The 13,786-nt window shown below is 40.2% G+C and carries 12 protein-coding genes; 5 read left to right on the plus strand and 7 right to left on the minus strand.

Going from position 1 to position 13,786, the window contains the following annotated elements; genetic code table 11:
• Positions 1–110: 110 nt before the first annotated feature.
• The 5 genes from A7967_RS06555 to A7967_RS06575 form a co-directional block, all read right to left on the minus strand.
• Positions 111–1,166 (minus strand): hemin-degrading factor, encoded by a 1,056-nt coding sequence (locus A7967_RS06555; protein WP_054452482.1) that lies wholly within the window; start codon positions 1,164–1,166, stop codon positions 111–113.
• An 85-nt stretch (positions 1,167–1,251) separates the two neighbouring features.
• Positions 1,252–3,351: a TonB-dependent receptor domain-containing protein gene (locus A7967_RS06560; protein WP_054203988.1), complete on the minus strand. Its 2,100-nt coding sequence runs from the start codon at positions 3,349–3,351 to the stop codon at positions 1,252–1,254.
• A 192-nt stretch (positions 3,352–3,543) separates the two neighbouring features.
• On the minus strand, positions 3,544–3,957 hold the full coding sequence (locus A7967_RS06565) for a biopolymer transporter ExbD (RefSeq protein WP_054203987.1): 414 nt from the start codon (positions 3,955–3,957) through the stop codon (positions 3,544–3,546).
• Complete coding sequence (locus A7967_RS06570) at positions 3,950–4,495, minus strand: MotA/TolQ/ExbB proton channel family protein (protein ID WP_064435557.1); 546 nt, start codon at positions 4,493–4,495, stop codon at positions 3,950–3,952. Before A7967_RS06570 ends, A7967_RS06565 begins: the two co-directional genes overlap by 8 nt.
• A gap of 24 nt (positions 4,496–4,519) precedes the next feature.
• Positions 4,520–5,263: an energy transducer TonB gene (locus A7967_RS06575; RefSeq protein ID WP_054203985.1), complete on the minus strand. Its 744-nt coding sequence runs from the start codon at positions 5,261–5,263 to the stop codon at positions 4,520–4,522.
• Positions 5,264–5,327: 64 nt separating this feature from the next.
• Here A7967_RS06575 and A7967_RS06580 point away from each other — a divergent pair, with 64 nt between their 5' ends.
• From A7967_RS06580 to A7967_RS06590, 3 genes are read left to right on the plus strand one after another with little or no spacing between them, the layout of a single operon-like run.
• The gene (locus A7967_RS06580; RefSeq protein ID WP_054203984.1) at positions 5,328–6,266 is read left to right on the plus strand and encodes a heme/hemin ABC transporter substrate-binding protein; all 939 of its coding nucleotides are present in this window, start codon (positions 5,328–5,330) and stop codon (positions 6,264–6,266) included.
• A gap of 2 nt (positions 6,267–6,268) precedes the next feature.
• Positions 6,269–7,321, plus strand: coding sequence for a FecCD family ABC transporter permease (locus tag A7967_RS06585; protein WP_054203983.1), 1,053 nt, complete (start codon positions 6,269–6,271; stop codon positions 7,319–7,321).
• Between the two features lie 3 nt (positions 7,322–7,324).
• Positions 7,325–8,125, plus strand: a complete 801-nt coding sequence (locus A7967_RS06590; protein WP_054203982.1) for a heme ABC transporter ATP-binding protein — start codon at positions 7,325–7,327, stop codon at positions 8,123–8,125.
• A gap of 43 nt (positions 8,126–8,168) precedes the next feature.
• On the opposite strand, the gene A7967_RS06595 is transcribed toward A7967_RS06590, so the two are convergent.
• Together A7967_RS06595 and A7967_RS06600 are read right to left on the minus strand one after the other, a co-directional pair.
• Entirely contained in the window at positions 8,169–9,752 is a 1,584-nt protein-coding gene (locus A7967_RS06595; RefSeq protein ID WP_099458972.1) for a sensor domain-containing diguanylate cyclase, read from the minus strand.
• A gap of 139 nt (positions 9,753–9,891) precedes the next feature.
• Positions 9,892–10,341: an energy transducer TonB gene (locus A7967_RS06600; protein WP_054203981.1), complete on the minus strand. Its 450-nt coding sequence runs from the start codon at positions 10,339–10,341 to the stop codon at positions 9,892–9,894.
• An 811-nt stretch (positions 10,342–11,152) separates the two neighbouring features.
• On the opposite strand from A7967_RS06600, the gene A7967_RS06605 reads away from it, so the two are divergent.
• Together A7967_RS06605 and A7967_RS06610 are read left to right on the plus strand one after the other, a co-directional pair.
• Positions 11,153–12,967, plus strand: coding sequence for a glycoside hydrolase family 3 protein (locus tag A7967_RS06605; RefSeq protein WP_054204180.1), 1,815 nt, complete (start codon positions 11,153–11,155; stop codon positions 12,965–12,967).
• Positions 12,968–12,988: 21 nt separating this feature from the next.
• A complete protein-coding gene (locus A7967_RS06610; protein ID WP_054203980.1) occupies positions 12,989–13,786 on the plus strand; it encodes a putative hydro-lyase in 798 nt (265 codons plus the stop codon).

Consider the following 13,786-nt stretch of genomic DNA (forward strand, 5'->3'; position numbering starts at 1 on the left):
TTTAATATTGCATACATAAAAAATATTGCCAAGCATTTATACCCAAATCACCTCAAGGTGCGAGTTTCAGCGTTATGAGATGACTTTGGTATATATTCATGTGTATAAAGTTAGGCTGCAATTTGTAGCTTACGTAGCTTGTCACATAATGCAATCCAATCGCGGGCTTGGGTTTTACCTTCTGTACGTCTGCCAAATAGGGTCATAACGGTATTGCCGTCACAATCAAAAAACTCGATTGAGTGAACCGCCGTTTCGCCATTATCTGTTGGTTTTTTAACAACGAAGGCACGAGAAAATTGCTTATCCTGTACATGCAAATTAAACCCATCATCCAGTACATTATACCAATCACCGACTTGTTTAAGGTTAGTTAACGCCCCAGAGTATATTTGCACCGCACTGCTGTTATTAACAAAAATCATCAGCTCACTGTGTTGATCACGTACGGTTTCTAGCACTTCACTTAAACTATTAGCCGGGATCTCTTGTGCCCACTGCTTTCCGGCAATTTCTAAACCTTGAGTACGACTAACACCAAACTCTGTTAACAATGCAGGAAAGTGATGTACGTCTTGAAGGTTTTGCCAACCTTGTCTAAACCCTTGAATATCTATTTCGGCTAATGGGCGATACTCATTAACAGCAATATCAGCCTCTGTGATGCTTAGCTGAGTGCTTTGCTCTGTTGCTTTATGCGCCATTACTAACTGCTCAAATGCAGCCATATTTGTTTGCTGTGTTGTAAACACTTTATGTACAGCGATACCGTGCTTATCAAAAAATTGAACACTGCTGTGCTTTGCATTGTTGTTCACTGCAAATGCACTGTGCCACTTAGACACAAATAACCGTAAATCTATACCACCGGGGTTAATAGCGATGGCTGTTTTAATGTTATTGCGCTCAGAGCAGTAAATTTTCTCGTAACAGCCTGAAATTTCACTAACGACTTGTGCGTTACGTGTTAGTGCCATAACGTGTTGTAACTTTTTAAAACCCTTTAAAATCCCTTCAATATGGGTGATCTCAAGCTTTATAACGCCTTCGCCTACTTGTGCAGCAATTAGCTCTGCTTCAGTAATTTTTAGCTGCGCCGCTGCGTCAATAGCTCTAATATTAGGGTGTTGTATTTGCAGTTGGCGGTAATCATTTAGAATATTCATTGTGCGCTCCTAATACCAATTTCATTAAAAACATGGCCATACTAGTGAGCTAAATAGCTCACTAGTTCAATGCAATTGGTTTAACTTAAAATTTAAAGCTCAGTTGTGTTTTAATGTTACGGCCAACGCCATAGTCCCCTATCGCACCACCGGTGCCTGCCATCACCTGGTATTCTTCGTCAAATAAATTGTCGACAGCCAAACGTGCACTCCAACTATCATTAATATCCCAGTTTGCATTTAAACCAACCAAGGTGTAGCCATCATGCTCAACTTGCTTGGATGCCTGAGCCGCACGGTCGTATGCAAGTACGGTACGCGCTGAAATATTTTGAATGCTAATCCCTGTACGTACTGTTGAATCAAAAAACACTAAGCCGGCATCGACTGTTAACGTATCAGCGGGTAAATACCAAAGCGGTTTATCATCTTGATCATCACCCGATATTTCGCTATACGAAAAGTTTACATACCCGGCGCGATGAGCATAATTGACTTCGAGTTCAAAACCATCGCGGTCATTTTCACCACGGTTGCTATAGCGTGGTGCCGGCATAGGGTTTATAGTGGTGCTGGTATTTGACTGAATTTCGTCATCTACTTGAGTATTGAAGTAAATTGCTCGCGCTGTCAGTGAATCAATATCAGAGAACACATCGCTGACTTGATAACTGATACCCATTTCGCTATTACGGCTGTTTTCTACTTCCAAGGCTAAGTTTATATTTCGGCCACCGTATTGATCGTATATTTCATCCAGTAAAGGTGCTCTAAAGCCCTCTTGATAACTGGCAAATACAGCAAATTCGGAGGTAAACTGATAGTTAACCGTCAATGCTGGTACAACTTGTGAGTGCTTAACTTTTAAATCTTGACCTACAAAGCCCGCTGCAAATTTACTTGTTGGCGTACTTTGGTATTCTTCATAGCGAATACCCCCCGTAATTGTAAGCGCTTGCCATGTAAACTCGTCTTGAATATATACACCTAACCGCTTTTGCGTGCCGCCTGGCTGTGATGAAATCTCATTCCTTACGGCGTCTTTACCATACTCTAAGCATTCGTAAGTTTGCCTATTAAGATTTGTGCATGGGTAGCCTAACTTTTCACCAATACGCTCTTTATCTGAGTACTGCACACCATAAGTAAGCGCATGCATACCTAATACACTTGTGTTCATTATATCTAGTGTGTTGATGTTGTATTCGTAGTTAGAGGCAAGGCCAATGTAGTCTTTAAGCATTCCTTTACCGCCACTTTCTGTTACGTGGCTTTGGGTGTTGCCTACGCGTACAGATAAATCAAGGTAGGTATTATTTTCAGGGTTGAGTTCGTAACTGAGATTCGTGACAGATTGCTCAACCTCGCGGTAAACCGTACCCCATGCACCGGGATCGGTGGTATTAAATTCGGTGCGTTGTGCATCTTCGCTCTCGGTATATGATAGAGCAATTAGCGCGTCTTCATTTATATAGTATTCGCCTTTAATAAGTAGTGACTCTGCCTTTATAGCTGAATTATCAAGCGTTTTTCCGTTTGATAATTCAAAGTCATCACTGCTGCGTTTTATAAATGCCGCTAGTAAATCTAACGATTCAATTGGCCGTGCATAGGTATACACACTGCCGTTAGCTTCGTTATTGTTGCTATTATGCCCCAGCTTTACTTTAGCGCCGTAAGTTTGATCAGGTGCTAAAAAGTCACTGGCGTCTTTAAGCTCCATGTCAACAACACCGCCTAATGCCCCACCGCCATGCAATACGGTACTTGGACCACGTTTAATACTGATTGTGCGATATAAATCTGCATCACTAAAAAAACTACCCATGCGGTATTTTTCAAATGTTTGAATAGCTCCATCAACACTTACCAGCACATCTTCGGCGTCATTAAAGCCACGTACACTAAACTTTTGACCACCGCTGCGCGGTCCACCGGTTGCCGTTACATTAGGCACCGAGATTAGGCTATCAAACACTGTTGTTGCTAGTACTTTTTCGATGTTTTCGCTGGTGATCACATTAACTGCTTGCGCAGAATTGAGTGCTGTTTTTTCGGTTCGCGTTGCGGTTACTGTTACGGCATCTAATGCAGTAGTTAGTTGCGATTGGTCGGCTGTAGTTGTTTCAGCCATAAGAGGCAGTGATACACTGGCAAGGCATAAAGCCAGTTTTGAAAGGCGCATGTGTCGCTCCATAAAATAAGTGAACTAAGTTAAAGTCATAAAATGACGTAATGCTTGGCTAAGCCCCTTACTCACCAAACTGTGTACTAATTCAACCTAAACAGGTACTCGGTTTTTAAATACCTAAAGCCAAGTTGAGGTTAATTAAAGTAGATGCACTATAACAAAACCACACGCAAATGATAATTGTTTTTATTCGTTTTTGATGAGTATATTCGCAACATTACGATCTTCACTCGATAACGCAGCTAACAACTTAACAAGTTCGCCACTAGGAACGTGTTGATCTATTGCTAAATACAAAGGCCGTTTTTTAGTTTGTAAACGCAATGCCTGCATTACGGTATTGAGCGAGCTGTAGGGTTCTTTGGCAAGTCCGTACGTTATTTTTTGCTCGCTAAAACGTACACTTAAAACCAAAGCATCGGGTTGTTCTATCGGGGCGTGTGTATTTTTACCCGCATCGGGTAAGTTAACATCCATCATGTCTAATTTGACAGCGGCCGTTAATAACAAAAATACCAACAAAATAAATAGCACATCTATTAATGCTGTCAGATCAGGCATTAAGGTGTGGTGGCTCGACTTTTTTGGTAACTCAAGCATTGGCGGCTTCATCAAAACAAAGCTGGTAATTTAAATGATTAATTATGCGCGTCATATCTGTTTGTAATCGTTCTAATAACGCGTTAAATATCCCACTTAATAATAAACAGGGAATCGCGATAATAAGCCCTGCCATAGTTGAATACATAGCCTCCCATAAACCATCGGCAAGTAATGCAGGGGTGACTGCTTGTTGGGTTTGCGCTATTTTTCTAAACATTAGTACTAATCCCCATACCGTGCCTAATAAACCCATTAACGGACTTAACGAACCAAGGAGAGCGAGTATATTTAACCTTTTTCGCCAATTAGCAAAGCTGTCCTGTAGATACAATTGACACCACTGATGGCGTTGATCTGGTTGTAATTTTTTCTGTAATTGCTGGCTAAAATCACTGTCGAGTTGATTCATTTTTTGTAAATGTGACCATCCATATATAAAAGCCGTTACACGGTCTAACACAATCGCTAAAGCCAGTATTGATACTCCAAATAAAGGCCACGCCATAATTCCTACAGCTGTAAATACATCTTGCATTGTTAGTTCTCTTTTATAAAAGCGCTATGAGCGCAGGGAAAATTCGATTGGCACACTAAAGCGTGCTTTTATACCCTGGCTGTCGCGCATTACAGGGTGAAACTGCCACTTTGATACATTACCAATTGCGGCTTTATCAAGCTCAGCAAAACCGCTACTTTTTAAAATCTTAACATTCGTTATTAAGCCTTTTTCGCTGAGCTCAATTTGCAATATTGCTACGCCCTGATACCCGCGACGCTTCGCTCTTCGTGGGTAATTTAAAGCGGGTCTGGGTGCTTTAAATAACGGCAACGTATTTACGTCAATAACTTGGTTTTTTAATGAATGTTGCTTTGCAATAACAGGTGCACTTGAAGACGGCGCGGCCATCGTTGGCTTTTTTTGTTGTATAGCAAGTTTAACTTTAGTGGGTGGCTCAACTTTCTTAGGGCTTACAAGTTTATCTGGGACTGGATTAAGTTGCTTTATGGTTGGCTCAGATAAGGCTGACTTTGTCGTTATGATTTGTTCTTGTGGTTTTGCTGCCAACTGTATTTTTTTACCGCTAAATTGGGTATTTGCCGCCTCAGTGCTCTTAACTACAGGTTGCACTTGGATCTGCGTTTCTACTGTTGGCTGCTGCATTTTTGAATTTACAATATTTATCGCAATGCGCTGCGCAGGTTGCGCTGTGCTCAATTTCAGCATTAAAGGCGTCGCAGGTTGATAAAACAACCACGTTAAATGACTACTAATAGATAAAATAAGGAAAATAATAAACTTCATAACTTTCAAATATAAATGCTAACTGTTAGTATTTGCATTAAATAATATCAATATTGGACTTTTTATGAAACCCCTCCTCACGTATTTAATTTTTATGGTATTCGCTACGGCCTTGCCTCTAAGTGCGGCCACACAACCAGATAGTCCGCACAGAGTTGTTGTCTACGGTGGTTCTATCACCGAGATCATTTATGCTCTTCAAGAGCAACAACGTATTATTGGTGTAGATAGCACCAGCGTATTCCCAGCTTCTGCCACTCAAAAACCACAAATAGGCTATGTACGCAGAATTAGCGCTGAAGGTGTTTTGTCGTTAAATCCAGATTTAGTGCTTGGCGAGTCCGATACAGGGCCTAAAAAAGTCGTTGAACAGTTAAAAAAGACAGGGGTTAATTTAGTTATTCTCAATGAGCACGATAACTTTTTAGGAATTGAAAAAAAAATAAAAAACATTGCTCAGTTACTCAATGTTCCAGCCAAAGGTGATGTATTTGTTCAATCACTACAAGCAGACCGTAATGCACTAGCGCATATTTTAAAGCAAGCTAAAACAAAACCTAATGTGCTATTTGTACTTAGCGTACGCAGTGACCAACCTATCGTTGCGGGTGCTGGCACATCTGCGAATGAGTTAATCACGGCTGCTGGCGGTGTTAATGCTGCAGCGAGTGCGATCACCAACTGGAAACCGCTTTCTACTGAAGCTGCATTGGCTATTAATCCTGACATCATCATTACAATGGGCCGCCATGGCGATGATCCGCTACCTAAAATAGAGAAACTCGCTCATTTTAAATACACTAACGCAGTAAAAAATGGTCAAGTACACAGTTTTGATGGCAGCTATTTATTGGGAATGGGACCGCGTACGCCACAAGCTGTGGTTGAATTAGCACATACTTTTCATCCAAAAACACGCTTGCCTAGTGGCTATAACTACCAATTTTTACAAACAGCACAAAGCACCACTGATAAAGCAACAAACAAAACAAGTGACTTATAACGATGTTAGCTCTTGGTAGTACGCTCATTACCCAGCAACAGCAACGCCGTTTTGCTATTCCTGCTTTGTTTATAGCCTGTGTGCTGGTGTTTTTTATTGCACTAAGTAAAGGCGGTGTCGCCATTAGTATTAGCGAGATCATTGGCATAATTAACCACACTGCTGATGATCAGCTAAAAAATGCGATTATCTGGCAAATTCGCTTGCCTCGTTTAGTTCTTGCAATGGTTGTGGGTGCAGGTTTGGCTGCCTGTGGCGCAGCAATGCAGGCAATATTTAGAAATCCATTGGCTGACCCAGGTTTAATTGGCGTCTCTAGTGGTGCTGCCCTTGGCGCAGTCGCTACCATCGTATTAGGTACAAGCTTATTTGCAAATTTTAGTGATAGCTTTGGTATTTATGCCGTTCCTGTTGGTGCATTTTTAGGGTGCATTGGTGTATGCGTATTTATTTATCGGCTGAGTGCGCATAGTGGCCAATTTACGATTATTAGTTTGTTATTAGCAGGCATTGCTGTAAACGCGATTGTGGGTTCACTCATTGGCGTTTTAACATTAATAAGTAATGATCAGCAACTGCGTGATTTAACTTTTTGGAGTATGGGTTCCCTCGCCGGAAATCACTTTGCAATGATGACACCCACACTGTGTATTATTATAGCCAGTTGTATTGGTTTACTGCGTTTATCAAAGCCGCTTAATTTATACTTATTAGGTGAAGCACAAGCAAAGCATCTAGGTATTAATGTCACTAAACTTAAAAAGCAGGTGTTTATTTATACAGCACTATGCACCGGTGCAGCTGTGGCAATTACTGGAATTATTGGTTTTGTCGGTTTTATTGTGCCACATATTGTACGTTTAGTTTTAGGGCCCGATCATCGCTATCTCATGCCAGCCAGCATTTTAGGCGGAGCCTTAATGCTAGGACTAGCTGACTTATTTGCACGCACGGTGATGCTACCTGCCGAAGTGCCCATAGGCCTTATTACAAGTGCTATTGGCGGACCATTCTTTTTAATTATGTTATTAAAAACCTATCAGCAGCGAGGATAAATTATGCTTTCAGGCAGTAAATTAATGGCCAAAGTAGGTCAAAAAGTCCTTCTTAACAATGTTGATTTTACGGTAAAACCCCATGAAGTTGTGGTAATAATTGGGCCTAACGGAGCTGGTAAGTCATCGTTATTAAAAGCCTTGTGTGGTGATATTAGTTTATCCGGTGGGGTTGTTAGTATTAATCAACGCACATTGAACGAGTACACTATCGCTGAGCTGGCCAAACTTCGCGCTGTGTTAACACAAAGCTATGAATTAGATTTCCCATTTACGGTTAATGAAGTAGTTGATATGGCTCACTTTGCGCATCAAGAGCAATACAGTGCATTAGCGCTAAAGCAGTTTTCTCATGATGCAATGCTGGCTTTAGGGATAGATCATTTAGCACAACACTGCTTTACCCGTTTATCTGGGGGGGAAAAACAACGCACTCAACTTGCCCGTGTCTTGTGCCAATTACAGCCTAGCCTAGCGAATAAGCAAAATGCTTATTTACTGATTGACGAACCAACATCAAGCCTCGATTTATACCATCAATATGAAGTGATGGCTCAAGCACGCTTAATTGCAAAGCAAGGTGCTGGAGTTGTTGCCGTGGTCCATGATCTATCGTTAGCAGCGAGTTTTGCTGATCGTATTTATATGTTAAATAAGGGGGAGGTTGTTGCGCACGGCACCCCAGAAGAAGTACTTATTAATACTCGGTTAAATGAGGTATATAACATTGATGCTCGGCTGCAAGCTAATTTAGAAAATGTACTACCCCATATAGTTGTCGCTAAAACAGCGAGCTATAGTTAATCTTTACAAAATATGGATCGCATTAATAGTACGCTAATGCGATTCACTCTGAGTGAGTAAGCTGTGAGTCTACAATACAGCGGTTACGACCACTTTTTTTAGCTTTGTATAAGGCTTGATCGGCTTGTTTAAGTACCTCTTCAACGTTCAGTTGGTTCTGTGGCCAACCTGAAATACCTATCGAAATATTTATGCAACCAACAGGCTCAATGATTGTTTCTGATACACGCATACGTAGTCGTTCAGCCAATAGGTATGCGGATTCTCCTGTTGTACTAGGCAGTATAATGATGAACTCCTCCCCGCCTGTACGCGCTACAAAATCACTTTCACGGGTTACGTCCAGCACAACTTTTGCTAGTGATTGCAATACTATGTCGCCAATATCATGGCCGAATTCATCGTTAACCCGTTTAAAGAAATCAATATCGACGGCAAGTACAGTAAACGAAGTGCGATTAAAAATAAGCTGATCAAGCATTCGCTCTAAACTACGGCGATTGTGTAAACCTGTTAACGGATCTGTTTGCGCCTCATGGCGCAATACACCGATTTGATTTTGTAATAAGCCAACTCCCTTTAACATTGCTAAACGCAGTTCTGAGCTTTCATAATACCATGAACGAACCAGCTTTAAGTCTTGTGATGCAGCGGGGTTATCTAGTTTTTTTGCAGTTTCTGCAAGGCGCCTTAATGGTTGAGATATTAATTGTGCAAACACCCAAATTAAAATGAAAGTTGCAAAGCCCACTGGAATTGTACGATAGAGCACGTTCAACATGAGTCCATCAAGCGGGACCAATGTTGAGCTAATAGAGCGTTGTGTCACAATTCCCCACGGGGCTGATTTTAACAACGCATAACCGGCTAAAATAGCAGTGCCTTGACTGTTTATAATTTCCTGGGTACCACTTTCGCCTTTAAGCACGGCTTCTATGACTGAATTATTATAAACTTGCTCACCAATGCGCGAAACATCGGGGTGATAAAGCAACCGCCTATTTTTATCAACAACAAAAAGATAGGAGCCATCTTTATGAAAATGCACTTGCAGTAGGTCATGTAAAATACTGCTTTTCTTTAAATATAAAGTACCGCAGACATAGCCTATATAATTACTGTTGCGATCAAATAGTGGATGAGAAATAGAAATAATTAAATTACCTGCAGCCGACATATAAGGCTCACTTATCATCGCCTTTTTATTTGATAAAGCCTGTTTTGCCCCATAACTTTGCAGTGTTTCCCCTTCGAGCTGTAAACTCATCGGCGATAAACCTAAAACTAACCCCTGATTATCCACAATTACAATTGAATTAAAGCTATCTGTTTGTAAACGAAGACGATCAGCTTCTTGCGCTAAAATATTGCGGTCATTAAAGTGACTTTCTATTATTTTTGCAGAATAAGCTAATTGCTGCTGGGCTGATAGCAAGAAACGGTCCGTAACAGACACTAATTTGGCAGCATAAGCATTATGATTTATTAACGTTTGAGATTGTAATTGTTGTTTTTGAACTTGATAACTGGAGTAAAAACTATTTAAAAACGTGATAATCGTAACTGAAATAGCTAAAAATAATATTAATTTTTTTAAATCTAGATTGATGTTGATTAGGCTTCGCAAAATAATATGTCTCTTTATATTAGCCTTACAACTCCCTGGCCATTATTTACGCGGTGAATACTAACAAGTTGTGTGTCTTTATTCTAGGAGCAAAAACTCTAAATATGATTTAGTACAAATTTAGAGTTTATCTGCGCCTTTAGTTATTCGTACTACACGCTAATTTAGATTGCGCAATGCACTGTTGTTGCGCTTGCTCTACACTTTCACCACCCATGCAATAATCTATACGGGTTGTTCTTTTTTCAACCCCTGCATTTTGGCCATCAGCGATTTTCCACTCACTATTTCTTAAAAGTTTTTTAGCTTCTTTTGGTAAGACTCTAGTAGGAATCGCAGATACCAATTCAACATCACTAACGTCACCGCTACTGTCGATATTAAAGGTATAAATCGCGCACCCTTTTATGCCTTTCTTAGCTAGAGCTATAGGGTATTTGGGTGTGTTGTTACTTTTACGTAGCCAAATTGCTTGAGCTACATCAGGGTAGAGGTGGGTTATTTGTACATCAGCAAAATGTGTTTTAGCAAAAAGCACAGGACTAAACAGCACCACCCCTACACTATAAAGAAAGCATTTCTTCGTCATTATTTATCCTTAATTAATAAATTACCTAAAAAGAGTACTTTATAGCAACTGCCAACGCAACCTGTTTTTTAATTTTATTATATAAATTCAAAGCCTTATATAAACTTTATAATCTCATTCCCAATGAAAATTTAATTAACACTACATGGGCTCAGCCGTGCCTAAAAAACATACTACTGCAAATTCAGCCACGAAAAATAAACAAGCCCTAAACTGAATGTGTATTTATACCCAAACCACCTCAAGATGCAGTCTTCAGCGTTTCACAGGTGTTTAATATCAAGGCGTTACTTTGCAATAATGGCAGTCCCTTTTAAGAAGTAACAACGATGAGAGTAAGCGCCGGTGAAACGCCCAACGGGTTGGTTTAAAAGCGATTTATACTGCGTTATTGATTTTAACAAGGGAACAACCATTATTTGCAATCAATGCCTTGCCTGAATCGCTTTTAACTCCAACTGAAACTGCATCTTGAGGTGGCTTGGGTATATTACTACCGCCCTCATAAATTCCATACATACTACAGGTTGGAATATATTATTACGGAAAATTTAAAATTCGAGTCCTTTCAGCCCCCTCTAAGATTTAATCTACATGCTTTATTTAAAGAAAAATAGCGTTTAACGATACATTTTGAATTTATATTTAAAATATGAGTGTGCTAGAATCAGTTTGCCTTTTAATCTTTTTTAACGTTATTATTAGGAATAAATTATTCAAAACAACAATAAGCAATTTAGCTTAGGAGCCTTCTGTGTTAAATAAGTTTGCCATATCATCAATTATCTTTGGACTAGGGTGTTTATTACCAATGAAATCGACCTTTGCAGCGACCACATTAACTCTTGAGCAACAGCTTGGCCAAAAGCTAATGCTTGATTTTCGTTATTATTGTGAACAAGACAGCGAACATTCTATTAAGAAAAAGTGCCGTACCCCTGTCACTCACTTACCTGCAGACTTAGCTAAAGTAATCACCAAACATAATATTGGTGGAGTTATTTTGTTTGCTGAAAATATTGAGAATATCTCACAAATCGTTAAATTAAATAACGCCATGCAACAAGCGGCTGCAAAGTCTAGCTTAGGTGCCCCATTATTTATTTCTATTGACCAAGAAGGCGGACGTGTTGCCCGCATTCCTCGAGATATTGCCACCTCATTTACCGGTAATATGTCAATCGGTGCAAGCTATGCAGTTCACGGAACTAAGTTTGCAACACAATCTGCGCAAGTGATCGCAGATGAGCTAAAAGCGGTGGGGGTTAATGTTAATTACGCACCAACAGTTGATGTAAACATGAACCCTGATAACCCGGTGATCAATGTACGCTCATACGGTGAAGACCCTGCATTAGTGAGTATTTTAGGTGCGGCCCAAGTAGCAGGTTTTGAAGGTAATGGCGTTATTACTTCACTAAAACATTTTCCGGGGCATGGCGATACCAGTGTTGATAGCCACACAGGTTTACCAAAAGTAATGCATGATAAAGAAACGATTTGGCAGCAAGATTTACCGCCATTTCAACAAATTATTAAAGATCAGAACCCCGGTATGATCATGACAGCGCATATCCAGTACCCAGCGCTTGATAGCAGTACATTTGTTAGTAAAGATGGCAAAACTATGATCAAACCAGCCACTATGTCGCGTAAAATAATCACCAAATTATTACGTGATGAGTTAGGTTATCAAGGTGTTGTGATCACAGATGCGCTTGATATGGCAGGTATTAGTCACTTTTTTGAGCCTATAGAAGCCGTTGTAAACACCTTTGCAGCCGGTGTTGATATTGCTTTAATGCCGATTGAAATCCGTAGCCCAAAGGATTTAGTCGTACTTGATACGTTAATAACGCGATTAGTCAGCGAGGTTGAAAAAGGTAACTTAAATGCCAAAGAGATAGATATATCTGCTCAGCGTATCATTAATTTAAAAAATAAATTTAAACTTACTACCGAGCTGAATGGATCACTCGCAACACAAAAAGCACACCATATTTTAGGTAATGCTAGTCATCGAAAGGTCGAAGCCGAGCTTGCGCTTGCGGCAATTACTGAAGTTAAAAATGATAAAAACACTTTACCGATTAAGCTTACGGCTAATAGCAAAGTACATATCATAATGCCCGATACGCGTAAGTGCATTGCACTTCAACAAGCAATTGCTGCGCAGACCCAACATATTGTTTCGTTCAGCTGTACCAGCTTGCAAGGGTATGAGCCAGCAACTACATTAAAAGCCATTACTGAAGCTGATATTATTATTGCTGGTAATGCGTTTCCAAATCAAAGCGCGGTAGAAATTGGCGGTATGGATGACCTTGCTGATAACCCAGCATTTGCAATTGCTAAGTCAGCGCAAACCGCGGCGCTTGAGAGCCTTCTTAAGCAAGCGCAACAGGCTAATAAAAAGACCATTTTTATTAGCCTTAGAGCGCCTTATGATATTGCGAAGTTTGGCCAATTTAGTGATGCAATTTTAGCTACTTATGCGTATAACATAGATGTAGATAATAACATTAAAGTATCAGGCCCTGCTTTCACTGCGCTTGCAAAAGTGCTTGTAGGCAAAGCACCTGCGCAAGGTGTGCTACCTGTGACAATTAGTGAAAATAACCACTAAATTTACGCTTAAGAGGATACTATGCAACATAATGCTTCGCTCACTACGCCTTACGCTATCAGGAATATGATCCGTAATGAAGATTACACAGGCCACACATCAGGCTTTGTACCAGGCTTTGTACAAGCTAACTTAGTGATCTTGCCCAAGCAGTATGCTTTTGATTTTTTACAATTTTGCCAAGCAAACAAAAAAGCTTGCCCGATTGTTGCTAGTAGTAGCGCTCCTGGTGCTATCACGATCCCAAATGTTGCGCATGATTTAGATATTCGCACAGACTTACCACGTTATCGGATTTTTAAACAAGGCCAATTGATTGAAGAAGTCACTAATATAAAAGAGCACTGGCGCGATGATTTAGTAACTTTTTTAATTGGCTGCTCGTTCTCTTTTGAAGAGTCGCTGCAAGCAGCTGGTATTGAAATTCGTAATATTACAGAACACAAAAATGTGCCTATGTATATGACTAATATTCCCTGTGAAAGTGCAGGTGTTTTTCAAGCAAATATGGTTGTGAGCATGCGACCAATGAAGCCTGCTGATGCCATACGCGCGATTCAAATTTGTAGTCGTTTTCCGGATGTGCATGGTGCTCCTGTGCATTTTGGCGATCCAACGACTATCGGTATAAAAGATATTAACCGCCCAAACTTTGGTGAATCGGTAACAATAAAAGACGGTGAAGTACCTGTATTTTGGGCCTGTGGTGTTACACCTCAAGTTGCAATTGCCAATGCCGCACCTGATTTTTGCATAACGCATAGTCCTGGTCATATGCTGATCACTGATATTCAAAACGCTCATATATCTGCATTTTAA

It is taken from the genome of Pseudoalteromonas neustonica (assembly GCF_001653135.1).
GTDB lineage: Bacteria > Pseudomonadota > Gammaproteobacteria > Enterobacterales > Alteromonadaceae > Pseudoalteromonas > Pseudoalteromonas neustonica.

What these genes read in the sequence shown, in the direction of transcription:
- A7967_RS06555 (WP_054452482.1), bottom strand. Translation starts at nt 1,166, where the DNA reads ATGAATATTCTAAATGATTACCGCCAACTGCAAATACAACACCCTAAT.
- A7967_RS06560 (WP_054203988.1), bottom strand. Translation starts at nt 3,351, where the DNA reads ATGCGCCTTTCAAAACTGGCTTTATGCCTTGCCAGTGTATCACTGCCT.
- A7967_RS06565 (WP_054203987.1), bottom strand. Translation starts at nt 3,957, where the DNA reads ATGCTTGAGTTACCAAAAAAGTCGAGCCACCACACCTTAATGCCTGAT.
- A7967_RS06570 (WP_064435557.1), bottom strand. Translation starts at nt 4,495, where the DNA reads ATGCAAGATGTATTTACAGCTGTAGGAATTATGGCGTGGCCTTTATTT.
- A7967_RS06575 (WP_054203985.1), bottom strand. Translation starts at nt 5,263, where the DNA reads ATGAAGTTTATTATTTTCCTTATTTTATCTATTAGTAGTCATTTAACG.
- A7967_RS06580 (WP_054203984.1), top strand. Translation starts at nt 5,328, where the DNA reads ATGAAACCCCTCCTCACGTATTTAATTTTTATGGTATTCGCTACGGCC.
- A7967_RS06585 (WP_054203983.1), top strand. Translation starts at nt 6,269, where the DNA reads ATGTTAGCTCTTGGTAGTACGCTCATTACCCAGCAACAGCAACGCCGT.
- A7967_RS06590 (WP_054203982.1), top strand. Translation starts at nt 7,325, where the DNA reads ATGCTTTCAGGCAGTAAATTAATGGCCAAAGTAGGTCAAAAAGTCCTT.
- A7967_RS06600 (WP_054203981.1), bottom strand. Translation starts at nt 10,341, where the DNA reads ATGACGAAGAAATGCTTTCTTTATAGTGTAGGGGTGGTGCTGTTTAGT.
- A7967_RS06605 (WP_054204180.1), top strand. Translation starts at nt 11,153, where the DNA reads ATGAAATCGACCTTTGCAGCGACCACATTAACTCTTGAGCAACAGCTT.
- A7967_RS06610 (WP_054203980.1), top strand. Translation starts at nt 12,989, where the DNA reads ATGCAACATAATGCTTCGCTCACTACGCCTTACGCTATCAGGAATATG.